Raw genomic sequence first — 24,747 nt, forward strand, 5'->3', positions numbered from 1 at the left:
AAAACCGTGCTCAAGAATCTCGATCCATTACTTAATGCCGATATACTCTATGCACTGAAGTCTATGGGGCACGGAGATCGGCTCGTAATATGTGATACGAATTTCCCCGGAGATTCTGTTGCACGGCAGACGAGATTGGGACGGCTCTTGCGTATAGACGCGGTGACTGCACCGCGTGCCGCACGCGCAATTCTATCAGTCATGCCGCTTGATACATTCGTTGATGATGCAGCAGCACGCATGGAGATTGTCGGCAGCCCTGATGAAATTCCAGACGTGCAGATCGAAATGCAGGCAGAAATCGATCAAGCTGAAGGCAAGCATTGGCCGATGGTATCAATCGACCGCATGGCATTCTACGAGCACGCGAAGAATGCCTATTGTGTGATTGCTACCGGAGAACGCCGCTTTTATGGCTGCTTTATCCTGACAAAGGGTGTCATTCCCCCGGAAAACGCTTAACTCGAAAGAGCTGCTGTCGAATTGCGCACCACCAAGGTCGCATCCAATAATTCATCAGTGGCCGGAGCAGGATTGTCACTGATAATAAACGCAACGGCCCGGGCGGCAATCTGCTCTACCGGCTGGCTGATCGTGGTCAGCCGGGGAGTAATCAGATTAGCGAGTGGGATATCGTCAAACCCGATGATCGACAGATTTTCAGGCACTTTGAGATCAAGATCGCTCGCAGCGCGAAGCAATCCTATCGCCTGCTGATCGCTGGCTGTTGCAATTGCTGTCGGGCGAGTATTTTCAGGGCGTGTGAGCAGGCGCTTTCCCAGAATTTCACCGGACTGATAGTCGAAATGGCCTTCCGCAATTTCCGGCTGAACGCCCGCAGCAATCAGCGTTTCCAGAAACCCGTTACGCCGTTCGCGGGAGACCGGAGATTCGTTTGGTCCGGCGATATATGCAATGCGCTTGTGACCAAGTTGCAGGAGATGCCGGGCAGCAAGGCCAGCGCCGGCATAATGGTCGACGGAAATCAGCGGATAATTCTTCAGGCGGCGGTCAACTGCGACAGTGGCAATATCACTTTGCCATTTTGCCGGCGCGCCGAACTGCGTGGGGACGACGATCAATCCGGTGGGGTAGCTTCGCAGCAAAGTTTCGATCTGGGAGAGCTCAATTTTCGGATCATCATTGGTGATTGAAAGCAAAACTGAAAAGCCCGCCTGCGAGGCAATAGCCTCTACATGTTTGGCAAGCTCGGCAAAAAACGGATTGGTAATATCAGGGATCACCAATCCGATCATATCAGTTCGGCTTCTCCTCAGCCCCCGCGCAACACCGCTCGGACGGAAATTAAGCTCACGGATGGTCGCTTCGACCAGTTCGCGCAGCTCCCTGCCAACTGTCTCATTCTTTGCCAGCACACGGGAAACCGTACCGACGGAAACATTGGCCCGCGCCGCTACGTCCTTGATGTTGACCATCTAATGCCTTTTCCGAATCATTTACCGACCACTGGCGTCAGCCTTACTCCAATCGCGCTGTCGTACAACTGTGGTCTATTCCATCACCGCAGGATGATCGGAAGCGGCAGCGGGGCTGGCGCCGGGTTTGCGCAGCAGAAGTACAAGCGGGATCGAGATAATAGACATTATCATCAGCAGTTTGAAATCGTCCATATAAGCTATGATGGTGGCTTGCGATGTAATCATACCATCAAGCGCAGCGCGACCGGCAGCGGTCATCGGATTGAGATGCTCCATGATAACTGGTGCATTGAAAGCATGATTGAAAGGCGTCACATAGGCAGCAATCGACGAATGATTGCTCTGCACGTTCTCGGTGATCAGCGCAGTGACGACGGCAATGCCGACACTTGAACCGATATTGCGGGACAAATTGTAAAGCCCGGTACCTTCGCCGCGCATGGCGGCGGGAAGGGTCGCAAAAGCAATCGTTGTCAGCGGCACAAACAGAAAGCCGAGACCCGCGCCCTGAATGAAGCCGACATAGATAATTGTCCACTGCGAAACATCAGGCGTCCATCCGGTCATGTCGTACATTGCCCAGGCTGTCAGGCTGAAACCAAAAATCAGCAAAGCGCGTGTGTCGATTTTGCCGATCATCCGCCCGACGATGAACATGCTCGCCATGGTGCCAATGCCGCGCGGGCCCATGACGATGCCGGCAGTAATGACAGGATAGTCCATCAGCGTTTGCAAATACGGCGTCATCAACGCTAGCGAGGCGAGGTAGGTCACGCCAATGACGAAGATGAAAAACATGCTGACGGAGAAATTGCGGTCAAGAAAGAGGCGCGGATTGACGAACGATTGCTTAGCCGTGAACGTGTGGACGAGGAAAAGGTAGAACGCTCCGGCGCATATCAGTGCTTCTAGCTGGATTTCAGCGGAAGAGAACCAGTCAAGTTGTTCGCCGCGATCCAGAAAAAGCTGTAAGGTTGCAATGGCAAGGCTGAGCATACCAAAGCCGAACCAGTCGAGCTTTGCCGTCACATTGCGCGCAGTTTCGGAAACGAAAGCGACAATGCCGAAGAATGCCAGCATGCCGATTGGCACATTAATGTAGAAGACCCAGCGCCAGCTGATGTTATCAGTGAGCCATCCGCCGATTACCGGACCCAGCACAGGTCCAACCATCACGGAAACGCCAAACAGGGCCATGGCTTTGCCGCGCTCTTCGACAGAATAGATGTCGAGCAGAATGCCTTGTGAAAGTGGTACAAGTGATGCTCCGAACAGGCCTTGCAGCAGACGGAAGATAACGATCTGCGGCAGTGATTGCGCAAGACCGCACAGGACCGAAGCGACAACAAAGCCGACAATGGCAGTCAGAAGCACATTCTTGCGTCCGAACCGCGCAGCCAGAAAGCCCGATGGCGGCGTCATGATCGCCGCAGCGACAATGTAGGAGGTCAACACCCAGTTGATCTGGTCGGCACTGGCCGAAACACTGCCTTGAATATAGGGCAGCGCCACATTGGCAATTGTCGTGTCGAGTGCCTGCATGATTACAGCAAGAATAACGCAGGCTGTAATCATGCCGCGATTAGCGACGACCGGTGAGGCGGCGGCTGTAGCTGTTGAGGACATGATTTACCTGCCGCCGAACAAACCATCCACGAATTTAGGCAGCCCGCGCGCGTGGCCGGTATCGACACCGATATCCACGCTCATACCGACGCGCAGAGGTGGCTTGCCTGCCATATCGTCTATGCTAACGAGCATGGGAATGCGCTGAACGACTTTGACCCAGTTGCCCGTGGTGTTCTGTGCTGGCAGTAATGCGAAGCTGGAGCCGGAAGCCGGGCTGATGCTGGCAACTGTGCCCTTCCATTCCGTTCCCGGATAGGTATCGACACTGATGGCGACTGGCTGGCCCTCACGAACATATGTCAGTTCGGTTTCTTTCGGGCTGGCGGCGATCCACATGTGTGTCGTTGAAACGAGGCTGAACCCGGCCTGTGAAGCCTGAAGATAGGAGCCCACCTGTAGCGAACTTACATTGGTGACGATGCCATCGAAGGGAGCGCGTACAATTGTGCGATCAAAGTTACGCTGGGCATTATCAACTGCGGATTGCGCATTGAGGTAGGAAGGGTTCTGCTCTACCGGCAAATCAGCATTTCCGCCGAGTTGAGCCAATGTCGCAGCAGCTTCAGCCTTGGCAACATCAACTTTTTGCTGGGCCGCATCCAGATCATGCTTGGCCTGATCGAATGTTGCCTTTGACGCAGATGCGCTGGCGATCAAATCCTGCTGGCGTTGCAAGGTTTTCTGGAAGAATGGAATGTCGGCCTCGGCTTGCGTAATTTCCGCAAGCGATTGCTTGTAGCTTGCCTCCAGATTGAGGATCTGGTTACGGACAACACCGAGTTGGGCCTTGGCTCCCGCCAAAGCAATACTGTAGACGGCAGGATCGAGTCGGAAGAGAATATCGCCCTGCTTAACCTGCTGATTGTCATGGACATTGATGTTTTGAACAATTCCGGAGACATCGGTTGAGATGCCGACCATATCCGCCTGAATATAGGCATTGTCGGTCGACATGACCTGACCGCCCGTCACGTAAAAATAGCCGCCGACAATCAATGCCAGTGGGAGCAACGTGAAAAGCACGGCGCGCTTGCGGCTGCGCTTGGGAGTTGCAGGTGCTGCCGCTGGTGTCGAGACCGATGCGGATTGCTGTTCAGGAGGAGCGGCCTCAATGCCGGGTTCCGGCTTTTCCATCTGGGGCGAGGCAGGAGCAGAATCTGAGTTGGCAGGAATACGTAAGGTGTTTGAACCATCAGCCATGATTTTTCTCTCTAGTCTTTGACCGGCGTTTGGCATGCGTCGACCAGATTTGTCTTCATGAGGGTAAGCGTGCGTATGAGGTGCTCGCGATCTTCATCAGGAACTTGTGCCAGCGCTTCCGAGCGGGTTGCCTCGGCGACGCGGCGAATGCCATCAAGCAGAGGACGAGCCTCCTCACGCGAAAACAGCAGACGGATGCGACGGTCGGTAGGATGCTTCCGGCGTTCTATCAGGCCGCGCTGCTCAAGCTTGTCGAGAATACGAACAAGCGTGATCGGCTCGATTTCCAGCAGTTCTGCCAATCCAGCCTGATGAATACCTTCATTTTTGGAAAGGTAGGCGAGCGTTTGCCATTGGGATCTCGTAAGGCCCAAATCCTTGGCCCGCTGTTCGAAGCGTTTGCGCAACAGGCGCGCGACTTCGTGCAGAAGGAAGCTAAGTGTCGGTGCATTGTCCATGATGAGAAGGTGGCTACTCGTAAGTATGCTTATAACAGGCATACATATAGACTTGTATTATTTGCCTTACAAGAGGGGCCACGGTATCCGATGAGCTGAAATGCAAACTGTGAACAGGAATGCAACTCATGGTCATATTGGGGTTGTTATCGTCGTTCAGTATCTGCCAGTATGGCAGGTGAATTGCGTACCGCTTCTCATGAGAACGGTTCGGGTGGCTGGCGCCGACATTAAGGAAGCGATGGATGAAGGGTATAATTCTGGCGGGCGGCAGTGGCACGCGTCTTTATCCGCTGACGATCGCCGTTTCCAAGCAGATGCTTCCGATCTACGACAAGCCGATGATCTACTATCCGTTGAGCGTGCTGATGCTTGCCGGGATACGCGATATTCTGGTGATATCCACGCCGCATGATCTCCCACTTTTTCATAAGCTGCTGGGGGATGGCAGCGAATTCGGCGTAAACTTTTCCTATGCCGAGCAGCCGCATCCTAACGGGCTAGCTGAGGCGTTTATTATTGGCCGCGATTTCATAGGCGATGATAGTGTCGCGATGATCCTTGGCGACAATATCTATTTCGGCGACGGGCTTTCCAACCTTTGCCAGCAAGCATCGCTTGCCGCAAAGGGAGGGACCGTTTTCGCCTATCACGTTGACGATCCCCAGCGATATGGCGTCGTTGAGTTTGAGAAAGTCACCGGGAAAGCGCTGAGCATCGAGGAAAAACCTCTGAAGCCCAAATCCAGCTGGGCTGTGACTGGCCTGTATTTCTACGACAATGAAGTGGTTGAAATTGCAAAATCCATCAAACCATCAGGCAGAGGCGAACTGGAAATAACCAGCGTTAACAATATCTATCTGCAGCGCGGTGATCTACGGGTGCAGAAGATGGGGCGGGGCTATGCCTGGCTTGATACGGGCAGTCATGACAGCTTGCATGATGCCTCGTCCTTTGTCCGAACCATCGAGCTTCGGCAAGGTATAAAGATAGCCTGTCCCGAAGAGATCGGGCTGGAGTGGGGGTGGGTAAATCCCGATCAGGTGTTTGAGCGGGCGGAAAAAATGGGAAAGACGGATTATGCCATGTATCTGCGGCGCCGTGCGGAAGAGGCAGCCAGGTCATGATGGAAGTTCGCTCTCTCGCGCTGGACGGTGTTCTCGAAATCCTGCCGCGCAAATTCGGTGATGATCGTGGCTTTTTTTCAGAAACCTGGAATGCAGAAAGCTTTTCGAGCGCCGGGATAAATCTGCAGTTTGTTCAGGACAACCACTCACTTTCTGCCAGCAAGGGTGTGCTGAGAGGGTTGCATTATCAATTGCCGCCACGTGCGCAAGACAAGCTCGTCCGGGTAGTACGGGGCGCGATCCTGGACGTGGTGGTTGATATAAGAGCGAACTCACCGACATTTCGCCAGTGGCTGTCGCTGGAAGTTTCTGCAGCAAAATGGAACCAGATATTGGTACCGAAAGGTTTCGCGCACGGCTTTCTCACATTGGAAGACAGCACGGAAGTCGTCTACAAGGTAACGGACTATTACTCCGCAGACCATGACAGGTCATTGCGTTTTGACGATGCTGCGATAGGTGTAGACTGGCAAGTGGATACATCCAAAGTGCAGCTGTCTGATAAGGACCGAAACGCGCCTCTGCTGGAACAGGCGGATATATTTGTCTGAGGAACATATATGAAGATTCTCGTGACAGGTGGCGCTGGTTTCATTGGCTCTGCCGTTTGCAGGCAACTGGCATCCAATCTATCGAACCATGTGGTGAACGTCGATAAATTGACCTATGCCGGAAATCTGGCATCTCTTCGTCAGATTGAAAGTCAGTCTAACTACCACTTCATTCAAGCTGATATTTCCGACGAAACTACCATCCTTGCGATATTGCGTCAGTACAAGATTGATGCGGTCATGCATCTTGCTGCCGAAAGCCATGTTGACCGTTCGATTGATGGCCCTGCCGCCTTCATCGAGACCAATATTGTCGGAACGTTCCGCCTCCTGAATGCTGCATTGAGCTATTGGCGCAAACTGCCTGAAAGTGCCAAATCCTTATTCCGGTTTCATCATATTTCGACGGATGAAGTCTTTGGGGATCTGCCGTTCGATGAGGGGATTTTCACGGAAGAGACGCCCTATGCGCCGTCGTCGCCCTATTCAGCATCCAAAGCTTCCTCGGATCATCTGGTGCGGGCATGGCACGAAACTTATGGTCTGCCAGTTGTTCTCTCAAACTGCTCCAACAATTACGGCCCCTTTCATTTCCCTGAGAAACTGATCCCGTTGACGATCATCAACGCGTTGGAAGGCAAGGCTTTGCCTGTCTACGGGCGAGGTGCAAATGTTCGGGACTGGCTCTTTGTCGAAGACCATGCGCGAGCGCTTGAACTTGTCATCACTAACGGCCAACCCGGTGAGAGCTACAATATTGGCGGCAGCGCAGAGCGTACCAATCTTCAGGTTGTCGAAGCTATATGTGAGGTTCTAGATCAGAAACGACCACTTTCCGGCGATGTGTCCTATAAAAGTTTGATCGCTTTCGTCAGTGATCGTCCAGGTCATGACCGACGATATGCAATCGACGCTTCCAAAATTAAACAGCAGCTTGGTTGGCAGCCCACTGTGACATTTGAGGCGGGACTTGCGCAAACTGTTCAATGGTATCTGGATAATGAATGGTGGTGGCAGCCTATCCGCAACGGCTTCTACGCTGGAGAGCGGTTGGGCGATGCGCCGGCAAAAGGCACTGCATGAGGATTCTTGTCACCGGGCGACACGGGCAAGTTGTTCGTAGTCTTGTTGAGCGCGCTTCAGCCCATCCACAGTTTGAACTGATCACGCTAGGCCGTCCCGAGCTTGATTTGGCGGATACGGAAAGTGTTTCCTCCGCCATCCATACTACCAAACCCGACCTTGTAATCTCGGCTGCAGCCTATACCGCAGTGGATCAGGCTGAAGATGAACCGGAATACGCGCGTGCTATCAATGCACGAGGCGTTGGGTCTGTCGCCAAAGCCGCAGCAGATTTAGGCGTTCCCGTCATTCATCTTTCTACCGATTATGTGTTTTCAGGAGAGAGTGACGGCGCGTATTCCGAAGACGATTCAACAGGACCACGAACTGTCTATGGCCAGACCAAGCTGGAAGGTGAAATTGCGCTCGCAGCAGCCAATCCGCGCCACCTGATATTGCGCACGGCATGGGTCTATAGTCCGTTCGGAAAGAACTTCATCAAGACCATATTGCATCTTGGCGAAACACGCGATCATCTTTCGGTTGTCTCGGACCAATGGGGAAATCCAACCTCGGCTATCGATATTGCAGATGCGATTCTGCATGTCGCAGGACGACTGGGGGCCGATAGTGGTTTTTCCAAATACGGTATTTATCACCTGGCCGGGACGGGACATACCAATTGGAGTGGCTTTGCCCGCGCAATCTTTGCGCGAGCAGAGGCGTTGGGCAGGCGACATGTCGATGTGGCTGATATCACGACTGCGCAATATCCCACGAAAGCATTGCGCCCTCTGAACTCCCGATTGAACACGGAAAAATTCTCGCGCGATTTCGGTTGGAACGCTCCCGAATGGCAACAATCCATGTCTAAGGTAGTGATACGCCTGTTACAGGAATCCGAAAACCGTTAGCTGTATTTGCGCAATTGCTCTTCGGCTCTTTGTAAACCCCAGCTAAGCAATTGCTCGGCTCGCGCATCAGTTGCCGCTTCCGCGTAGCAGCGCAGTTCCGGTGCATTGCCGGAAGCGCGGTAGTGCACCACTTCGCCAGTTGCGAGCACAACGCGCACGCCGTCGATGGCGTCGTTGGCCTGAATGGTACCAAGCTGCGCGAAGAAGCTTGCCCGCTGTTCATCGTCAAGCAATGCCTGCAAGAACGGACCGCTTTTACTGGGACCAACATGCTCGATGCGCCCGCTGCGGGTAAAGCGCGCCGGCAGGTTTGCCAGCAGCTTTGAAACTGGAACCTTGTCGCGCGCTGCCATGCCGAGCACCGCGATAATTGGCAGCATTGCATCACGTGTGGGCAAGGCAAAGAGCCGGCCATCATCCAGTTCAACATTTGAACCCAGCAATACTCCGCCGTTGGCTTCAAAGCCGACTACCCGCAGATAGCCGTCTTTGGTTGCCTGAGACATCGCTTCAATAACATAAGGCGAGCCAACTCTGGTGCGATATACTTGGGCGAAGAGGCCGCTGATTTCGATAGCTGTGTTGGATGTAACCGGCGTAACCACTGCATCGGCGTTCAAAAAATGTGCTGTCAGCAAACCAAGGCTGTCACCGCGAATAAATGCGCCGGTTTCATCCGCGACGAGTGGACGATCAGCATCACCGTCGGTCGAAACTAATGCATCCAGCCGGTATTTTTCGGCAGCGCCAGCCGCGAGCGTCACATCTTCAGGTCGCAGTGCTTCCGTGTCCACCGGCACGAAAACATCCGAACGTGCGATAGCAACGGTTTCTGCACCAAGCGCACCAAGCACACGCACGATCAGATCGCGCCCGACAGAGCTATGCTGGTAGACGCCGATACGCTTACCGGCAAGAGCATTTGGCGCCAGCATTGAGATGCAGCGCTTCTCATAATCCGTCAGAGCTTTCGCCGAAATTGCGCCCGCATCATCCGGCGTGGAATCGTCAGCCCCGGCAAGATCGAGCACATCGAGAATGCCGACCTCATCGGTCTTGTCGATTTCACCATCGGGCCGATAAAACTTCAGACCATTGCGATCTGCCGGAATGTGGCTTCCCGTAACCATGATGGCGGGCAGTTTCTGCGCAAGCGCGCGCAAAGCCAGTGCAGGGGTTGGTAGAGGGCCGCTGTTTTCGACCTCCATGCCAAATATACGTGCGGCATCAATACAGGCAGCGGCGATTCGTGGACTACTCTCACGAAGATCATAGCCGACAAGCAATTTTCCGCCGGGTGCAATACCATGCGCCTTATGCATATGCCGCAAAAACGCCACCGTATAAGCACGACAGATCGCATCTGGCAGTTCAGTCACCAGACCGCGAAGGCCGCTCGTTCCGAATTTCAAGCTTGTCATCGTTTATTTCATGTCCCGAACCGGTGCAGGCAAATGTGCGACCTTCAGAACCATATCGGCAGGCAAGCCGGTTCGACAAGACAAAACAATTGTCCAAAAGATGCGATCAAGGGGTTTGCAATCCGATTGAATTCAACTATATGACGACCCGCATCACTTGGTGCCCCGTCATCCGCAAGGATGGCTGTTGGGGAATAGGTTAACGGTAGACCCACGGACTCTGACTCCGTTAGTCCTGGTTCGAATCCAGGTTCCCCAGCCAAATATCAATCACGAAATCGAAAATTCTGTTCTTAAATTACGTATCTCATCGTTTGCGTGCGATGATGTAAGGCCGGTTATCATCGCCCTTGGTTGCATGATTTTCAGTCGCAACAATATCAAAGCCAGCAGCACTTATCAGTTTGTTCAAATCCCTTGTCTTGAACACGCCCGCATAGGGCGCCAAGCCAAATCCGCGCATGATTGGCAGCACAAGCTGGATGAGCGGGTTCATGTCCCCGACACAAGGTGTCTTGGAGACAAACAAGCCATCAGCGGCAAGCAAAGCATGTATTTGGCGCAATGTACCCGGCAGATCACGCACCAGATGCAGGTAATTGAAGCCCAGAATTGCATTGAAAGAACCGTCTTCTGACGTAATCATCTCTGCGGTTGCGGTGCGGAACGCAAGACCCGAGATAGGCTCCGCCGCATATTTTTCCTCAGCAATCGCAATCATTTGCCTTGAAATATCTGTCGCAAGATAGGTTTGCACACTGCCTGCGAGCCGCATTGCAGTTGTACCGGTGCCAGAACCAAGCTCCAGCACCCTGTCGGTTGGTTTTAACAGTGAGAGCGTCCGCTCTAGCGTTCGCTCATATCCGGCCTGATCAGCAATCTTGCCCGCCGCATATTTGCTCGAAGTTCGGTCCCAGAAACGGGCATCACTCGCTGTGCTCATCGCGTTTCTTTTGTTCGCGGAAATACGGATTTGGATCAATTCTGACAGTGGTAGACTGGCAGCAGGGCAACTCTTGTCAATAGCGCTTGCAAATGGCACGTTGAACGTGTGTGATTCATACTTGAAAAGGAAGCTTTATTTTGGCCCACAAGTTCGAAATCTATAAAGACAAAGCTGGCGAGTTTCGTGTTCGCTTCAAATATAATAGCGAAGTAATGTTCTCGACCGAAGGTTATTCAACCAAGGCCAGCGCGCAGAATGCCATTGATTCGATCAAGAAGAATGGTCCGGACGCGCCTACCGAAGATAATAGCTAAACCTAGAAAGCCTGCCTCGCCTTGATTTAAAGGCGAAGGCTGATGGTAATGGCGGCAGTTTACTTAAACTCTGCCGCCGTTCCCTTGGCGATTCTAGGCCTCCCTGTGGACATCAGACGTCATAGACCGTGATGGTCCCAGGTCGGGAAGATCACTGCGCGCAAGTGTTCGGGCAGCTGCGCATATTGCCATGCAAGCTCCACTTTAACTTCGCTCTCAAACAGGATCGCTTTTGCCGCGTATGTTGCGGCATGAGGCGCATGGGTAGCAACATGAGCAGTTGCAGCAGCATGGCCGGCGGAACGCGCTGCCGCCACCGCTTCAACTTCGCTTGCTTCTCTGGCGGCTGCATGTGAAGCAAAGGCGGCTTTTCGTGCCTCAGCCATTGGCAGGTCGCCGCGCACCCATGCCCGGCAGGCTTCAATGGCCCTTCTGGGCCGATCATCGGCAGGGTAGTGAGTTTCAAAACGCGCGAGTACATGTTCCGCACAATCAGCGGCCCAGATTGCCAGCAAGCGATGATCTTCCTGCCAATTGATTTTCATCGCGAGCGGTTCCGTGTGATGCAGCTTTCTCTATGAACATGACAGAGTGCTACGCCGTTTGCCACATGGCGATGGTTTTGAATTTTTCAGGGGCAGATGTCGGAACCTTCATTAGTTGATCGTCTTCAAGACAGACAGTGAAGGAGACAGCAATGACCATTATCATTACCGCTTTTGAAAGCTCGCCCGATAAAGGCCAAGGATTGGCCCGTGACGTGCGTGTGCGCTGGGCGCTTGAAGAAGTGGGCCAGCCTTATGATGTGCGGCTGGTGTCGTTCAAGGCGATGAAGGAACCTGCGCATTTGGCGCTCAATCCCTTCGGGCAGATTCCAACCTATGAGGAAGGCAATCTTGCTCTATTTGAATCCGGGGCAATCGTGCTCCATATAGCTGAACGTTATGCGGGTCTTTTGCCAAGCGACGCCGCTGCCCGGGCGCGCGCGATTGCATGGATGTTTGCATCGGTAGGCACGGTAGAACCGCCGATCCTTGAGCGTCAGGTCGCCAAGCTTCTCGAAGGGGATAGAAGCTGGACTTCGCAGCGCCTGTCTCTTATCGACGAGCGTATCCGGACAAGACTGGGCGAGCTTTCCACCCGCCTTGGCGATGCAGATTGGCTTGATGGAGCATTCAGCGCGGGGGACCTGATGATGGTGCATGTACTGTTGAGGCTCAGGCCATCGGGCATATTGGAGGAATATTCAAGCCTTTCGGCCTATGTTGCCCGAGCTGAAGCAAGACCGCCATATCAGCGCGCTTTCGCGGCTCAGTTGGCCGTTTTCAACTCCACATCAAAAGATTAAGTGCACTTCGCCTTGGCACCTATGTTGTGGCTGCCATTATTTCGCCGCCCTTTTTATGGACCTTTTTCACATGATGTTCATGTTCACATTCTTCCCGCTGATTTGAACGGCCAACACCCTCAGGTGAATCGCCAATCAGATTAAAAAACGGCCCGTGATGCGGTGGCCGAACGGAGAATGTATTATGCCAGGTAATGAGCATATCGGCCTGACTGCGCGTCAGGTCCAGAACTTTATCAGCGACGGTTTCGTCAAAATCAATCATGCGTTTGACGCCGGTCTTGCAAAGCAGTGCAGGGATGAATTGTGGGCGGATATCGGTCTGTCGCCCGATAAGCCCGACGACTGGACGCAACCCGTTATTCGGGTGCTGTCCAAATCATCGCCTCCTTTTGTGGAAGCCGCTAACACGCCACGCCTGTGCGCAGCCTATGATCAACTTATTGGTGTTGATCGCTGGCTGGAGCCCAAGGGCCTTGGCACCTTTCCTATCCGCTTTCCCTCGACGCAATCCCCGGTCGATGACGGATGGCACGTGGATGTCAGCTTCGGCGACAGCATGGATTTCATGGAGTGGCGAGCCAATGTTAAGAGCAGCGGAAGGGCATTGCTTATGTTGTTTCTGTTGTCAGATGTTGGCCCGGACGACGCGCCGACAAGGATAAGGAAAGGTTCGCACAGCATCATAGCGCGGGAGCTTTTGCCCTATGGCGATGGTGGCGCGACACTCAGGCAGCTTTCTGCCGATGGCTATACGTCAACGGAAGATTGCGAGATTGAACTTGCGACGGGGAACGCAGGCACTGTCTATTTATGCCATCCGTTCCTTGTTCATGCGGCACAAGCACACCGGGGTACTCAGCCGCGCTTCATGGCGCAGCCACCACTATTCCCAAAAGCGGAGTTTGATCCGGCTTTGCCCCCATCACCGGTTCAAATCGCCATCCGTCAGGCTTGCGGGCTGGTGTTGTAATTCGATAACGATCTGTCCGGAAGCGCGGTACCCTCGCTTCCGGACAGGCGGGTTTTACGCAGTCGCTTTGTGGGAGGCGGTGACAAGAAGCCAAATGGCAGAAAGCAGGAAGTAGAATGCACCAAAGGCAGCATAGGGGGCGATGTCCAGAATTGTCGGCATGACTGTGCCGACAGATCTGCTGATCATGAAAACACCGGCGAGAGCGGACTGTGCGCCACTCAGTATCATCGGCCATTGCGCGCCGTAGTGACGCCAGCGCCTCACGCCCGTGTAAAGTTGCAATACACCGGAAAAGATTGCCCAAACGCCAAATGCCGCCAAAACGGCATACATGCTGGTGCTGACCGCCACGATAACAGCAAGTGTCATGATCGTACTGACGATGACATTCAATGCTTGGGATGGGTTGCCTTTCAGCCCGGCATTCACCCGCGCATCAATCAGATTAGCGAGTGCGTCCCATGCGGGATAAATGACGAGCAGCAATATGACGAGATGAGATTGCGCGCTGAAGAGGATGGCGGCAGCGACCCACGCAACCGAGAATATGGCGCGTGAAAAATAATAGGATTGCAGCCAGTTGGGCCGGGTGGACGCGAGAGCAGGCATTACTAGAGTTCCTTTTTTGGGTATCTACCTACTAGTAGGATGTCAGATACCGGGAGTCAATCTGATATCGAACAACTCCTTGTGAGCAGTCGCCGCAATCAGCTCAGAACTGAAGACCGGTGGCTAGAAGATCAACGAACTGTCGAACCCTCGGGTCCAACAGCCGACGGTCGGGATAGATCACGCTGATCTCTACCGTCTCTGTGGTTATCTTCGGCAAAATATGTATGAAACGCCCTGAATCGACATCTTGCCCCACAAGAAAGCTTGGCAGCAAGGCTATGCCAAGGTCACGAGCGACTGCGTTGTGTAGCGCTTCTCCGCTATCCAACCGCAAGCGAGTTCGCACTTGCGCGGTAAACCAATGGCCTCCCGAATCTGCGAAGCGCCATCGCTGCCGGTTTCCCCGGCTGCTGAAGGAGAGACACTGATGGCTAGCCAATTCATCCAGACTGTTCGGCTTGCCGTGCCGGGAAATGTAATCGGCCGACGCAACAATCAAATATCGGTCACGCGCCAAAACACGCGATACCAATCGGCTGTCGACTGCCGTGCCGCCGAAGCGGATGACGAGATCAAAGCCCTCTTCGACCACATCGACCAACCGGTCAGAAAAACTCGCTTCGATTTGTACACCCGGCCACTGGGCAAGAAACTTTTCTATGAAAGGCATGATGACGCGCTGACCAAAAGCGTGCGGCGCGGATAGACGCAGCACACCGCGTGGAACGCCGGTCGGGCTGATCACGCTTGCTTCTGCCTGATCGACCGCATCCACGATCCGTTGTCCATGGGCGTGAAACGAACGGCCCTCGTCGGTCAGGCTCAGCGCTCTTGTCGTTCGATTGAGCAGGCGCACACCCAGCCTGTCTTCAAGGCGTGATACGGCCTTGCCCGCTGCGGACCGCGTAAGGCTTGTTGCCCTTGCTCCGGCAGCAAAGCTTCCGGTATCCGCCACAGCCATAAACACGGCAATATCATTGAGGTTTGCACCTGCCAATCCGGCCTCCTTAGACGCGAAAAATCTTGCCTTCTATGTATCCTATTATTCCCCAATAGGCCATGGCGCGCGATGAAAACGATCTCTACATGTCATCTATCGAAAAACGGCTAAGGAGTTGACACCCATGGAACGCGAAAAAACGCTTCGCCTGCTCTTCCCGCAATGGCAAGGCGGCGGCGATCCCTCATACATGTTCGGCGCAAGAATGTTGGCGTGGCTCGCGCCCGAAACGGATGGGCCTGTCGAGGAAGTCACAGTCGCAGAGCCGAACGGTGAACCCTTGGAGGTTTCTGACGGAATTCTGGCGCGCGATATTGTTGTGCAGCAGTTTCAAGACGCCCGCCGCCGGATTGATCGTCATCAGCCGGACCGGATTGTCGTGCTCGGTGGTGACTGCGGGGTCGATCTTGCACCCTTCGCTTATTTGAACGAGCGATATGAGGGAGACCTCGCTGTGCTTTGGATTGATGCGCATAGCGACCTGTTTTCAAACAAGGTGTTTCCCAATTCTCACGCGCATGTGCTTGGCAGTCTGATGGGGCAGGGCGATCCGGAATTTCTCTCCGCTGTAACAACCCCGATCAAGCCCGGCAACGCGCTGATTGCGGGCTGGCGCAGGCTGCCGGATAAAATGTCCGAGTTGCAGGATTTTGAGGATGAACTTGCCGAGCGCATGCAAATCCAGAGGATCGGCCCCGAAGAATTGGCAAGCAATAGCGAGCCGGTTCTTGCCTGGTTGCGCGCGACAGGAGCCAAACACGTGGCAGTGCATTTTGACCTCGACGTCCTCGACGCAAACTTGTTCCGTTCGCTGACTTTCTCGAAGCCCGGCGCACCCGCTCCAACGGACGACGACATTCAGGCCGGTCGTATGGACCTTCCGCAAGTTGGTAGGTTGCTTGCCGATGTCGCAAAAGAAGTCGACGTGGTTGGCCTCGGTATCACAGAGCATATGCCTTGGGACGCAATGGCACTCCGCAACGCGCTTGCAGAAATGCCCTTGATCGGCAAACGTCCATAGCGGGTTCGATGCTCAAAGCTGCGGCAGCACACTCGCCGCAGCTTCTTCGGGGTTGCGCGGAGCGGAATCCTTTGGCGACCTAGGAGTTAGAAGCCACGCAATTACGACTGCCACAGCCTTTATGCCGAGACACGCCCCGGCTATAACCATAACTCAAAAGGTGGCGAGGCTAGATCTTATTGGGCCAAGCCAATCCTTTTCAATATACGATGTGATCGACACAGCACCTGTTGCAAGGAAGACAATCGATCCCTGTTTGGCAGCCAGCCGTAATTGGACTCGCTCGATCTCATACGCAAACTCACCAACAAATTTTGTTGCTGCTGCAGCTACGTCAACTGTACCTTTGACTAGTAATTGCGCGACCGCGCCCTGTCCTATTCGGATAGAACCGATTTGCACCTTGTCAATTAGGCCTCGTCGGTCGGCATGCTCTTGGAACTTAGCCGCCCATACTAACGGATCAACGGCGATCGGCGATATGGTAAAGTCGAAGTTCACTGCTTCTAATAACTTGCTAATAAGCCGGGACGAACCGCGTCCCGCATCTTTAATTTCAAATCCTGTAGGCCCCTCGCTGATGCTAAATTCAGACTTTCGATATTCGACAAGTTCGAATTTTTCTTCCCTTCCGAATGGATCGATGACTGCTTCCGTTCTCTGAATACGTTCTACAAATGTTGCTTGGATACGGATTGGCCCCGCTTGCTCGACCAAGAAACCTTCATCTGCGCCATCTACATATCGCAGGGCTTGAAGTCGATCCCCAAATTCGCGGATTGAATTGCTGCTCGACATCTCAAACCACCGATACCTGCTCATGGCTTTGCGGCTTTCGTATCGCGTTCGTTTCTTAGGGTTGAGATAACTAGTCTGGCCGCCCCCTCAAGCAACGCGAATAGCTCTTTCCTTACTAGATCACTTGGGATTCTAAAGTGTGATGGGTATCGACCACGCGTAGAGCGTTTCGAATGTCTAGCAAGGTATCGGAAACCAGTTCCACCACGCCCATCTTCAAATGAGACCTCAAATTGAACGCGATCCCAAGGATCTGACATCTGGACTGCCACCCAAGTCATCGAAGTAATAAAAAAGCCACTCTCATTGAGTTGCCGATACTGTGGTGAGGCTAGAAGGTTTGCTCCGTTAAGGGCAACATCTTCAACAAGGTGGAGCATTTTCGCAGAAGCGGATTCGATCCCATCGTCTTCGTCGCTTTCGACATCTTCCTCTTCTCTTAGATCCGCGGAAACCTTAAGTCTCGTTACGGTTTCAGTCCTATAGTTGGGTATCCCTGATATCAGTTCGATGAAAAACTTAGTGCGCTTCTCTGATTCAAGATCAGAGACCGATATCTCATCTTGAATTAACACCTCCTTCTTGCGCTTCTCAAGCTTATCTACAAGATTTGCAACTAGCTCGCGTCCTTTATCTGTGGCGGGGAACCGGACTGTGACTTCGTCATCAACCATTCGGAACTCAAGATGTGCTGCCTTATTTTGCCGTTGAAGTAAGCGTGTTCGAGATAAGTCAAATTCACTATACTCAACTGTAGCGGCCACATTTGACGCACCACTCGGCGGGACAGTTATACGTTCGGTTGATCCAACCTCTTTCGCGTATTCAGTAAAAACCGCCTTGATCTCGTCTGCGTTGATGTTGGCCTTAAGAACAAGTGAGGTTGTACGCTCATTTCGCATTCCAGGCTCACCCTGTTTTACAAGGCCCGCAACGTCATCAAAATCGTGGGGTAACATCGAAAGAAAATCTGCCAAATCAGATCTTGAGGCTTTGTTGGAGCAAAAAATGCGTCGGTCTCGAACGAGCTCATGCAATACAGTCTCTGACATACGCTGCCGAGCTGAGTACATTAGATCAAAAAGCTCTTTATCTGTCGCAAAGAGTTGTTGAAATTTATCCCGCATATTCCATCCCTATCTCTTCGGTTGAATAAGACGTAAGCATTTCAGGAATAGATGAGAGCGAGATTTTCTCCAGCCGTTTCGCAAATTCAGAATCATCGTTGTTGGTGCTGACTGATCCAAGATATTGCTGAATCGCTTTTTGCAATGTCATAGACGCTTTTGTATCTTCTGCTGGCACCTTGATTATTATCCGCAGCTTACGTTCAAATAACTGATAGTGACGCAAGTAGTCGATTATATACATCAGACCTTCTACGGAAGTTTTTCTTTTATGAAAAATAACAATACCCTGCCGTGTGTCATCCTCATCTAAATATTGCATAATGATCCAAGGAGAAGTTAGCATCTCTAATGTCGCGGCTCTGGCCTGCTGGAAGTTGGTTTGACGAACAAGTTGCGGATAATAGAAACTGCATCGTTCACGCGATGGCAACTTTAATTCGTCGTCATGAATTCCGCGCATCTGACGTATCTCACGAGCAACGCGATCAAGCCAGTTGATGTCATCAGGACCCATTATGTACAAACGAGCGTTACTGTTGATAACAATATCGTCCTGGCGGAGGTCGGATAACAAAGTGTCGAATCCAGCATCATAATTAGTGTCGTGATTGTAGACAAAAAGCAGTCCAGAAATTTCAGGAGTGCAATCATTGTGCGTGTACGACGACTGCCATTCATCGCTAATTGCGGCGCAAGCAATCTGTTTGGCTAAGCTAATTACAGCACCCTTGATTGCAGTTTTTGTGATCGAAGACTTTCCGTAGCTCTTGAGGTCGCATTGAATGTATCTGCGGGTCGTTGAATAGGGTTCGTCATAATAGAAGACCACGTCTGTGGGATGGGTTTTAACTCCGTGAGTCTCAGGTTGCTCACAGGTCCAATTCTCGTTTGTCGGGCCAATTTTTTTCCATAGAAATTCACTAAACAAAGTATCCGAAATAATTTCAGCCATTCGACCGATATTGACTGTTTCCGCCATAATAACTCGCGCATCAGGTTAAATTTAATAGACAATCTACCAACAGTGCTGACAAGTTAAGTGCCAATTATATACAAATCACACCGTCCACAGCTTTAATAACAACTGAAGATATCGCGGTATAAAAAGGAAAGTTGTATTGAGATTGTAAGAGCGTTTGGATTTGAACGCGACTTTTCTAATATAATTGGCGTTTACTCAGGGTTTGTCGTGCACCAGAGTTGCTGTATTTCCCGAGAGTACTAGGCTCAAAATGTCGTATGCTTTGTATAGCGGCGCCGGGCTTGATTATTGATTCTACTTTAAGAAAATGGTGCCGCTTCCCGGAATCGAACCGAGGACCCCATCATTACGAATGATGTGCTCTACCAACTGAGCTAAAGCGGCGGGAACACTGGTTTCCCTCATCCAAAAGCGCCAATGTTAACCGGCCGTGGATGACGCGCCTGATACCGTCATTGCGTGATAATTGCAAGCGTTGAGAAATAGCGTTCAGGTTAATGGGTATGCGGGATTGCATGTTCGTGGTGCGTGGTTCGACGCGGCTCACCATGAGGAAGGTGGAGAGTTGCAAGCCAATCGCCTGCGTTGCAGAACTTGGCACTCTGCGATCAACTACCTTCCTCATGGTGAGCCGCGTCGAACCACGCACAAAATACATGCAATAACAAAACTATGCAGCGCAGAGAGCTTTCTTGGCTTCATTATATTCTCGCTCCAGCCGTGCAACGAGTTCGCCTGCCGGGACAACCTGTTTGATTGCGCCGATACCTTGGCCGCAGCCCCAGATATCTTTCCAGGCTTTCGCGCCGGTGGTTGCTGCTTCGAAATCCATCTTGGATGGGTCGGCTTCCGGCAGATGGTCCGGGTCCATGCCGGATTTGGCGATGGATGGCTTCAGGTAATTGCCGTGGATGCCGGTGAAATAGTTGGAATAGACGATATCGGAAGAGGCGCTGTCCACGATCATCTGCTTGTAGTCGTCAACGGCGCGGGCTTCTTCTGTCGCGATGAAGGAGGAGCCGATATAGGCAAGGTCTGCGCCCATGGCCTGCGCGGCCAGCACTGCCTTGCCCGTGGAAATTGCACCGGAAAGCAGCAGCGGGCCGTCAAACCATTCGCGGATTTCCTGCACGAGCGCGAAAGGGGAGAGCGGGCCTGCATGACCGCCCGCACCGGCGGCAACGGCGATAAGTCCATCAGCCCCCTTGCGGATGGCGGAATTTGCGTGGCGGTTGTTGATAATATCGTGCAGGACAATGCCGCCATAGGAATGGATCGCATCATTGACCTCGGGCACAGCGCCGAGCGATGAGATGACAATCGGCACCTTGTATTTGACGCACATGGTCAGATCATGTTCGAGCCGCTTGTTGGAACGGTGGACGATCTGATTGACGGCAAAGGGCGCTGCGGGGCGGTCGGGATTTTTCTCATTATGGTTGCGCAAAGTCTCTGTGATCTCGGCCAGCCATTCATCAAGCTGCGCCTCTGGACGGGCGTTCAGCGCGGGGAACGAGCCGACAACGCCGGCTTTGCACTGGGCAATAACCAGAGCTGGATGGGAGATGATGAATAGGGGCGCTCCAACAACCGGAATGCGCAGGTTTTTCTTCAGAATTTCCGGCAATGCCATGGCTACCTCCCGATGTGGCAAATTTTGACGTTTGCGTAAACGTAAGCCTTTTTATCATGCCTTTGATTTTGAGCAAGTGAAAGCTATTTGATACAAATAACAATCTAATCAAAAAGTATGGTCCGGCCATCATTGCGCCGCCACTATCTTGAATAAGCAGTCAGATAGGTTATGGCTAGTGGAGTGAATTTGACATTTGCGTCACCATTTGATTGGAAGCTCTTGTGCAAATGTCAAATTCGTAAACTCCACTAGAAAACATAGACTTACTAGTGGTCTTTTTGATTCTAACATTCGCTCCGAGCGTAATCGAAGCGGTGCGCGAATGTTAGAATCAGACCACTAGCCATTGATTCTGTTAGGGGATATTCGCCGGTTTGGAAGCGATCGAACAAGCAATCCGTAATGCATTGGCGAAGGCCGATGCCAACAACCCTGCAATACGGCAGAAGGTTTATGAATCCGCATGGGGTGCGCATGAGCGTTCGCTGGCGGCAAATGGTGCGTTGGATGATGCCCAGCGCGACGAGCGCCGCGAGCGGCTGAAGATTGCCATTACCAGAATTGAAAAAGAGGCGCAGGCGACAGGTTCCGTTGTTCCCGCTGCGCCAGCGCCGGTTGTTGAGCCGCGCGAGCCAACGCTTTCCGCTTCACGCGCCGAACCGCGCCGCAATGATACACGCGTCGAGCCAACAATTAGCGCTCCTGCTGCGCCTGAACTGGGGGCGGCGGAACTGGCCGCCGATACGCCTTTCACAGCCGGCAATGAACGCCCCGACTATGTGAAAAAGGATCGCTACCGCCGCGAAAAGAAGGAGCGTACGGAGCGCAAGAAGGCCACAGGGCTTACGAAGCTTCTTATCATCCTTGCACTGCTGGTCGCGGCAATCGCTGTGCTGTGGATGGTCGCGACAGGTATTATCAATTCGAAGCCTTCGAGCGTTCCGCCGAGCACCGGTAATCCGGCTGCAAGTGGTAGCCATGAACCTTTGAAAGAAGGGCAACTGCCGACGGAAGGAACATGGATCGGCATTTTTGATCCTTCGGATACGACGCAGGTTTCTGTTTCTGGGCGGGCAACGGCTAATATTGATGGCGATCAAGTGCAGAAATATCTGCGCATCAAATCGCCCAGTGAAGCTGATGAAATCAGTTTTCAGGTTGGCGAGGGCGTATTGCAGCAGCTTGCTGGCAAGACAGCACTGTTTGATATCGTTGCAAGAACGCCAGATGGCACGACGACACAGATGGCGGTCAGTTGCGATTTCGGCAATTTGGGCGATTGTGGGCGCAAGCGCTATGATGTCTCCGATGCCAGCAAGGAATATCTCGTGCAGGTCGATTTCCCTGCAGACAAGAAACCTGCGGGCAACGGCGTCATCAAAATCAATTCGGACATTTCCCAAGCTGGTAAGATTGTCGACATTATCGCCATCCGCGTTCAGATCACGAACTGAACATCGTGGCGCGAGCTTTCCATTCATCGGGTGATTTGATAGCGGATCGTCGTGCTTCCTACGCCGATATGTTGTTTGACAGCGGCGATCATGCGGCAGCGGCTGATCTTATGGCACAGGCGTTGGAACTCGTTCCGGATTGGACTGCGGGCCGCTTTCGTCTCGGCGAAATGTGGGAAGCAGCGGGCCAGAACGATAGCGCTGCTGAGGCCTGGCGCGATGTGCTTGAACGCGATCCTGAAGATCGGTTCGGTGCCGGATTGAAGCTTGCAGCAACGGGCCATGCTGACGCGCCTGCAACGCCTCCCTTGGCCTATGTGGAAACACTGTTTGATGCCTATGCTCCGACCTTCGAGAGCGCGTTGCTGGACAAGCTGGAATATCGCGTGCCTGAACTATTGGCTGCGGCTATCAAAGAAAATGGCAAAGGGCGCCGTTACGCTTCAGTTCTTGATCTTGGCTGTGGCACGGGACTGATGGGACCCTATGTGCGTCCACTGACTGATTATCTGGCCGGAATGGACCTTTCCGAACCCATGTTGCTGAAGGCAACGGAAAAACAGGTTTACGACAATCTCGGCAAGGGTGATGTGAACGACTTTGAAGTGGCACCACAAAGCATTGATCTAATTATTGCTGCGGATGTGTTCGTCTATGTGGGCGATCTTGATAGGGCCTTTGCTGCAATAGCAAAGGCGCTGGCAATCGATGGATTGTTTGTCTTTTCCGTTGAGAACCAGGAAGGCAGTGACGAGCCTGTTTTGCAAGCTTCACTGCGTTATACCCATTCGCGGACCTATGTGGAGCGGCTATTGAGCGATCATGGAATGGCAGCGATCTCATTGACGCAGGAGACCATCCGGCAAGATCGCGGTGAGCCTTTGCAGGGACTGATTGTTGTGGCGAAACTGGCGGCTTGAAGATCAGTCTTTGCGGAAGACCAGGCGACCAGCCCATCCGGTAATGACAGCCAGAAACACTGCAAAAATGCCGTAAAGCAGGCTGTATTGGTTTGCAGCGCGATAGATGCGGAATTCAAGGCCGGCTTTCACGATATTAAGGCTGGTGGCATTCTCCCGCAGGAATTCGCCATTGCGGAACAGAAAAGCCCGCGCCACATGCTTGCCAACTGGCACATTGGCCGGCAATGACAAGGTCGCGCGGAAGAGGGTGGCCGACAAAAACTGAACATCGCCGGGGCGCTGACTGTAAAGCTTTTGCTTGAGTTTCAATCGTGGCAGTTCGGGCGTGAATTCCTTCAATGTCTGGCTTGATCCAAAACCATCGGGCATTGGTTCGTAGAACATATTGTTCACGCCGAGACCAAGCTGTGCAAATACCTTCGGCGTCGCAATATCCTGAAGGTTCCGGGTCGATGCCAATGAATAGGACGCTGGAATATGCTGGAATGAGACTGATTCAGCATTGACCCAAATGCCGAGATACCGGTCCTTGCGTCGCACAACGAAGTTTCGCTCCGGCCCTTCTAGCACCACCACAATATCATATCTGCCCTGACGCTGAATAAGCGGGTCGGCATTATCCAATGCACCAAAAACGGTCAGATCTGTACCGCGAAAGCCCGAGGTGATTGCAATCGTGTCAGTTGAGAGTCCGATCTCTACGGTTTCTGTGTTCGAGGGACGTTGCTGTGCGTAGGCTACCTGTCCGGCAAAACAGGCAGCAAGCAGAACCACAAGGCGCAGGACAGTTTTCATGCGCCCCCCGTTACGACTGCAAGGCTGATCGAATAAAGGTCGTCAGGGGTAACAAACAGCTCAATTGCCAGACGCAAACCAACTGCAAGGACCAGCAAAGCAAGCAGCGCACGCAGCTGCTCGCCCCGCAGTTTCTGGCCAATGCGCGCTCCGTATTGCGCACCGATAACACCGCCGGACATGAGCAGGAATGCCAGCACGATATCAACGGACTGATTGGTCGTTGCCTGCATGACAGTGGTAAATGCCGTCACGAAAACGATCTGATAAAGCGATGTTCCGATAACAACATTGGTGGGCATTTTGAGCAGATAGATCATGGCGGGAACCATGATGAAACCACCGCCAACACCCATGATTGACGAGAGAAAGCCTATCGCGGCGCCAAGAACCAGAATGGGGATAATGCTGACGTAGATTTTCGAGGCGCGAAACCGCATCTTGAACGGCAGCCTGTGTACCCAATTGTGCTGGCCCGGCTTCTTCAGCGTTGCTAGCTGACCTGCCTTGGTCCGGCGCATTGCCTTGACGCTCTCATAGAGCATCAAACCGCCAATCGTTGAAAGGAAGACCACGTAGAGCAGTGAAACGATCAGGTCGAGCTGGCCGAGTTCGCGCAGAAGCACAAAGACGTAGATGCCTATTGCTGCACCAAAAATACCGCCTATGACCAGCAATGATCCCAGTTTGACGTCAAGCGTACCTCGCTTGAAATGCGTAAGTGCGCCGCTGAACGAGGAAGCGATAACCTGATTTGCACCTGTGGCAACGGCTACAGCAGGAGGAATGTTGTAGAAGATCAGAAGTGGTGTAATGAGGAATCCTCCGCCCACACCAAACATGCCCGACAGGAATCCCACCGCAGCTCCCATGCCGAATAGCACGAAGATATTGACCGAAATTTCGGCTATTGGCAGGTAAATACCCAAGTCTGATCCAAACCCCATTATGGCGCTCAAGCACCACGATGACAGCAATTCTTTAAGGTTTCTTGCTCGCTTGCGGGCTTTT

The 24,747-nt window shown here is 52.8% G+C and carries 26 protein-coding genes and 2 tRNA genes; 12 read left to right on the forward strand and 16 right to left on the reverse strand.

Features of this window, described 5'->3' with window-relative positions; all coding sequences use genetic code 11:
- Nucleotides 1-6: 6 nt before the first annotated feature.
- The gene (locus PMI41_RS05400) at nucleotides 7-462 is read left to right on the forward strand and encodes an RbsD/FucU family protein (RefSeq protein WP_008122586.1); all 456 of its coding nucleotides are present in this window, start codon (nucleotides 7-9) and stop codon (nucleotides 460-462) included.
- On the opposite strand, the gene PMI41_RS05405 is transcribed toward PMI41_RS05400, so the two are convergent.
- The 4 genes from PMI41_RS05405 to PMI41_RS05420 all read right to left on the reverse strand — a co-directional run bounded on the left by PMI41_RS05405 (nucleotide 459) and on the right by PMI41_RS05420 (nucleotide 4,726).
- A complete protein-coding gene (locus PMI41_RS05405; protein ID WP_008122588.1) occupies nucleotides 459-1,436 on the reverse strand; it encodes a LacI family DNA-binding transcriptional regulator in 978 nt (325 codons plus the stop codon). The genes PMI41_RS05400 and PMI41_RS05405 overlap by 4 nt on opposite strands.
- 75 nt (nucleotides 1,437-1,511) lie before the next feature.
- On the reverse strand, nucleotides 1,512-3,065 hold the full coding sequence (locus PMI41_RS05410; RefSeq protein WP_008122590.1) for a DHA2 family efflux MFS transporter permease subunit: 1,554 nt from the start codon (nucleotides 3,063-3,065) through the stop codon (nucleotides 1,512-1,514).
- 3 nt (nucleotides 3,066-3,068) lie between these two features.
- Nucleotides 3,069-4,268: an HlyD family secretion protein gene (locus PMI41_RS05415; protein ID WP_008122592.1), complete on the reverse strand. Its 1,200-nt coding sequence runs from the start codon at nucleotides 4,266-4,268 to the stop codon at nucleotides 3,069-3,071.
- An 11-nt stretch (nucleotides 4,269-4,279) separates the two neighbouring features.
- On the reverse strand, nucleotides 4,280-4,726 hold the full coding sequence (locus tag PMI41_RS05420) for a MarR family transcriptional regulator (protein WP_008122593.1): 447 nt from the start codon (nucleotides 4,724-4,726) through the stop codon (nucleotides 4,280-4,282).
- Nucleotides 4,727-4,971: 245 nt separating this feature from the next.
- Here PMI41_RS05420 and rfbA point away from each other — a divergent pair, with 245 nt between their 5' ends.
- From rfbA to rfbD, 4 genes are read left to right on the forward strand one after another with little or no spacing between them, the layout of a single operon-like run.
- On the forward strand, nucleotides 4,972-5,853 hold the full coding sequence (gene rfbA / locus PMI41_RS05425; RefSeq protein ID WP_008122595.1) for a glucose-1-phosphate thymidylyltransferase RfbA: 882 nt from the start codon (nucleotides 4,972-4,974) through the stop codon (nucleotides 5,851-5,853).
- Nucleotides 5,850-6,404, forward strand: coding sequence for a dTDP-4-dehydrorhamnose 3,5-epimerase (gene rfbC / locus PMI41_RS05430; protein WP_008122597.1), 555 nt, complete (start codon nucleotides 5,850-5,852; stop codon nucleotides 6,402-6,404). Before rfbA ends, rfbC begins: the two co-directional genes overlap by 4 nt.
- Before the next feature lie 9 nt (nucleotides 6,405-6,413).
- Entirely contained in the window at nucleotides 6,414-7,487 is a 1,074-nt protein-coding gene (gene rfbB, locus PMI41_RS05435) for a dTDP-glucose 4,6-dehydratase (protein WP_008122599.1), read from the forward strand.
- The gene (gene rfbD / locus PMI41_RS05440) at nucleotides 7,484-8,380 is read left to right on the forward strand and encodes a dTDP-4-dehydrorhamnose reductase (protein WP_008122601.1); all 897 of its coding nucleotides are present in this window, start codon (nucleotides 7,484-7,486) and stop codon (nucleotides 8,378-8,380) included. The genes rfbB and rfbD overlap by 4 nt, the downstream gene beginning before the upstream one ends.
- On the opposite strand, the gene PMI41_RS05445 is transcribed toward rfbD, so the two are convergent.
- A complete protein-coding gene (locus tag PMI41_RS05445) occupies nucleotides 8,377-9,801 on the reverse strand; it encodes a phosphomannomutase (protein WP_008122603.1) in 1,425 nt (474 codons plus the stop codon). The genes rfbD and PMI41_RS05445 overlap by 4 nt on opposite strands.
- A gap of 188 nt (nucleotides 9,802-9,989) precedes the next feature.
- Here PMI41_RS05445 and PMI41_RS05450 point away from each other — a divergent pair.
- Nucleotides 9,990-10,063 (forward strand) — tRNA-Gln (locus PMI41_RS05450).
- Between the two features lie 45 nt (nucleotides 10,064-10,108).
- Here the strand turns inward: PMI41_RS05450 and PMI41_RS05455 are convergent.
- Nucleotides 10,109-10,744: a class I SAM-dependent methyltransferase gene (locus tag PMI41_RS05455; RefSeq protein ID WP_008122606.1), complete on the reverse strand. Its 636-nt coding sequence runs from the start codon at nucleotides 10,742-10,744 to the stop codon at nucleotides 10,109-10,111.
- 140 nt (nucleotides 10,745-10,884) lie between these two features.
- Between PMI41_RS05455 and PMI41_RS24570 the strand changes: the two genes are divergently transcribed.
- Nucleotides 10,885-11,061, forward strand: coding sequence for a YegP family protein (locus PMI41_RS24570; protein ID WP_008122608.1), 177 nt, complete (start codon nucleotides 10,885-10,887; stop codon nucleotides 11,059-11,061).
- Between the two features lie 119 nt (nucleotides 11,062-11,180).
- Here the strand turns inward: PMI41_RS24570 and PMI41_RS05460 are convergent, their stop codons facing one another.
- A complete protein-coding gene (locus PMI41_RS05460; protein ID WP_008122610.1) occupies nucleotides 11,181-11,606 on the reverse strand; it encodes a putative immunity protein in 426 nt (141 codons plus the stop codon).
- A gap of 152 nt (nucleotides 11,607-11,758) precedes the next feature.
- Here PMI41_RS05460 and PMI41_RS05465 point away from each other — a divergent pair, with 152 nt between their 5' ends.
- The gene (locus PMI41_RS05465) at nucleotides 11,759-12,409 is read left to right on the forward strand and encodes a glutathione S-transferase family protein (protein ID WP_008122612.1); all 651 of its coding nucleotides are present in this window, start codon (nucleotides 11,759-11,761) and stop codon (nucleotides 12,407-12,409) included.
- Between the two features lie 184 nt (nucleotides 12,410-12,593).
- Nucleotides 12,594-13,382, forward strand: coding sequence for a phytanoyl-CoA dioxygenase family protein (locus PMI41_RS05475; RefSeq protein WP_008122613.1), 789 nt, complete (start codon nucleotides 12,594-12,596; stop codon nucleotides 13,380-13,382).
- Between the two features lie 54 nt (nucleotides 13,383-13,436).
- On the opposite strand, the gene PMI41_RS05480 is transcribed toward PMI41_RS05475, so the two are convergent.
- Nucleotides 13,437-13,994: a DUF308 domain-containing protein gene (locus tag PMI41_RS05480; RefSeq protein ID WP_008122615.1), complete on the reverse strand. Its 558-nt coding sequence runs from the start codon at nucleotides 13,992-13,994 to the stop codon at nucleotides 13,437-13,439.
- 103 nt (nucleotides 13,995-14,097) lie between these two features.
- A complete protein-coding gene (locus PMI41_RS05485; protein ID WP_008122618.1) occupies nucleotides 14,098-14,994 on the reverse strand; it encodes a LysR family transcriptional regulator in 897 nt (298 codons plus the stop codon).
- 127 nt (nucleotides 14,995-15,121) lie between these two features.
- Between PMI41_RS05485 and PMI41_RS05490 the strand changes: the two genes are divergently transcribed.
- A complete protein-coding gene (locus PMI41_RS05490; RefSeq protein WP_008122620.1) occupies nucleotides 15,122-16,018 on the forward strand; it encodes an arginase family protein in 897 nt (298 codons plus the stop codon).
- A 153-nt stretch (nucleotides 16,019-16,171) separates the two neighbouring features.
- Here the strand turns inward: PMI41_RS05490 and PMI41_RS05495 are convergent, their stop codons facing one another.
- From PMI41_RS05495 to PMI41_RS05515, 5 genes are all read right to left on the reverse strand, one after another.
- The gene (locus tag PMI41_RS05495) at nucleotides 16,172-16,816 is read right to left on the reverse strand and encodes a hypothetical protein (protein WP_008122622.1); all 645 of its coding nucleotides are present in this window, start codon (nucleotides 16,814-16,816) and stop codon (nucleotides 16,172-16,174) included.
- Between the two features lie 20 nt (nucleotides 16,817-16,836).
- The gene (locus PMI41_RS05500) at nucleotides 16,837-17,943 is read right to left on the reverse strand and encodes a hypothetical protein (RefSeq protein WP_008122623.1); all 1,107 of its coding nucleotides are present in this window, start codon (nucleotides 17,941-17,943) and stop codon (nucleotides 16,837-16,839) included.
- Complete coding sequence (locus PMI41_RS05505; protein WP_008122625.1) at nucleotides 17,933-18,925, reverse strand: hypothetical protein; 993 nt, start codon at nucleotides 18,923-18,925, stop codon at nucleotides 17,933-17,935. The genes PMI41_RS05500 and PMI41_RS05505 overlap by 11 nt, the downstream gene beginning before the upstream one ends.
- 311 nt (nucleotides 18,926-19,236) lie before the next feature.
- Nucleotides 19,237-19,312 (reverse strand) — tRNA-Thr (locus tag PMI41_RS05510).
- 286 nt (nucleotides 19,313-19,598) lie between these two features.
- Complete coding sequence (locus tag PMI41_RS05515; protein WP_008122627.1) at nucleotides 19,599-20,561, reverse strand: nitronate monooxygenase family protein; 963 nt, start codon at nucleotides 20,559-20,561, stop codon at nucleotides 19,599-19,601.
- A gap of 377 nt (nucleotides 20,562-20,938) precedes the next feature.
- Here PMI41_RS05515 and PMI41_RS05520 point away from each other — a divergent pair, with 377 nt between their 5' ends.
- Entirely contained in the window at nucleotides 20,939-22,018 is a 1,080-nt protein-coding gene (locus PMI41_RS05520; protein ID WP_008122629.1) for a hypothetical protein, read from the forward strand.
- A 5-nt stretch (nucleotides 22,019-22,023) separates the two neighbouring features.
- Nucleotides 22,024-22,938: a methyltransferase domain-containing protein gene (locus tag PMI41_RS05525; protein WP_008122632.1), complete on the forward strand. Its 915-nt coding sequence runs from the start codon at nucleotides 22,024-22,026 to the stop codon at nucleotides 22,936-22,938.
- 3 nt (nucleotides 22,939-22,941) lie between these two features.
- Here PMI41_RS05525 and PMI41_RS05530 read toward each other — a convergent pair whose 3' ends face one another.
- Nucleotides 22,942-23,736 carry a TIGR02186 family protein gene (locus PMI41_RS05530; RefSeq protein ID WP_008122633.1) on the reverse strand — a complete coding sequence of 265 codons (795 nt, stop codon included), beginning with the start codon at nucleotides 23,734-23,736 and terminating at the stop codon, nucleotides 22,942-22,944.
- Nucleotides 23,733-24,665, reverse strand: a complete 933-nt coding sequence (locus PMI41_RS05535; RefSeq protein WP_040853910.1) for a sulfite exporter TauE/SafE family protein — start codon at nucleotides 24,663-24,665, stop codon at nucleotides 23,733-23,735. The genes PMI41_RS05530 and PMI41_RS05535 overlap by 4 nt, the downstream gene beginning before the upstream one ends.
- Nucleotides 24,666-24,747: the final 82 nt, after the last annotated feature.

The organism is Phyllobacterium sp. YR531, from assembly GCF_000282595.1.
Classification (GTDB): domain Bacteria; phylum Pseudomonadota; class Alphaproteobacteria; order Rhizobiales; family Rhizobiaceae; genus Phyllobacterium.

Excerpts from the sequence above, each read along its gene's own strand:
- PMI41_RS05405 (WP_008122588.1), bottom strand. The coding sequence starts at position 1,436 with ATGGTCAACATCAAGGACGTAGCGGCGCGGGCCAATGTTTCCGTCGGT.
- PMI41_RS05410 (WP_008122590.1), bottom strand. The coding sequence starts at position 3,065 with ATGTCCTCAACAGCTACAGCCGCCGCCTCACCGGTCGTCGCTAATCGC.
- PMI41_RS05415 (WP_008122592.1), bottom strand. The coding sequence starts at position 4,268 with ATGGCTGATGGTTCAAACACCTTACGTATTCCTGCCAACTCAGATTCT.
- PMI41_RS05420 (WP_008122593.1), bottom strand. The coding sequence starts at position 4,726 with ATGGACAATGCACCGACACTTAGCTTCCTTCTGCACGAAGTCGCGCGC.
- rfbA (WP_008122595.1), top strand. The coding sequence starts at position 4,972 with ATGAAGGGTATAATTCTGGCGGGCGGCAGTGGCACGCGTCTTTATCCG.
- rfbC (WP_008122597.1), top strand. The coding sequence starts at position 5,850 with ATGATGGAAGTTCGCTCTCTCGCGCTGGACGGTGTTCTCGAAATCCTG.
- rfbB (WP_008122599.1), top strand. The coding sequence starts at position 6,414 with ATGAAGATTCTCGTGACAGGTGGCGCTGGTTTCATTGGCTCTGCCGTT.
- rfbD (WP_008122601.1), top strand. The coding sequence starts at position 7,484 with ATGAGGATTCTTGTCACCGGGCGACACGGGCAAGTTGTTCGTAGTCTT.
- PMI41_RS05445 (WP_008122603.1), bottom strand. The coding sequence starts at position 9,801 with ATGACAAGCTTGAAATTCGGAACGAGCGGCCTTCGCGGTCTGGTGACT.
- PMI41_RS05455 (WP_008122606.1), bottom strand. The coding sequence starts at position 10,744 with ATGAGCACAGCGAGTGATGCCCGTTTCTGGGACCGAACTTCGAGCAAA.
- PMI41_RS05460 (WP_008122610.1), bottom strand. The coding sequence starts at position 11,606 with ATGAAAATCAATTGGCAGGAAGATCATCGCTTGCTGGCAATCTGGGCC.
- PMI41_RS05465 (WP_008122612.1), top strand. The coding sequence starts at position 11,759 with ATGACCATTATCATTACCGCTTTTGAAAGCTCGCCCGATAAAGGCCAA.
- PMI41_RS05475 (WP_008122613.1), top strand. The coding sequence starts at position 12,594 with ATGCCAGGTAATGAGCATATCGGCCTGACTGCGCGTCAGGTCCAGAAC.
- PMI41_RS05480 (WP_008122615.1), bottom strand. The coding sequence starts at position 13,994 with ATGCCTGCTCTCGCGTCCACCCGGCCCAACTGGCTGCAATCCTATTAT.
- PMI41_RS05490 (WP_008122620.1), top strand. The coding sequence starts at position 15,122 with ATGGAACGCGAAAAAACGCTTCGCCTGCTCTTCCCGCAATGGCAAGGC.
- PMI41_RS05495 (WP_008122622.1), bottom strand. The coding sequence starts at position 16,816 with ATGTCGAGCAGCAATTCAATCCGCGAATTTGGGGATCGACTTCAAGCC.
- PMI41_RS05500 (WP_008122623.1), bottom strand. The coding sequence starts at position 17,943 with ATGCGGGATAAATTTCAACAACTCTTTGCGACAGATAAAGAGCTTTTT.
- PMI41_RS05505 (WP_008122625.1), bottom strand. The coding sequence starts at position 18,925 with ATGGCGGAAACAGTCAATATCGGTCGAATGGCTGAAATTATTTCGGAT.
- PMI41_RS05515 (WP_008122627.1), bottom strand. The coding sequence starts at position 20,561 with ATGGCATTGCCGGAAATTCTGAAGAAAAACCTGCGCATTCCGGTTGTT.
- PMI41_RS05530 (WP_008122633.1), bottom strand. The coding sequence starts at position 23,736 with ATGAAAACTGTCCTGCGCCTTGTGGTTCTGCTTGCTGCCTGTTTTGCC.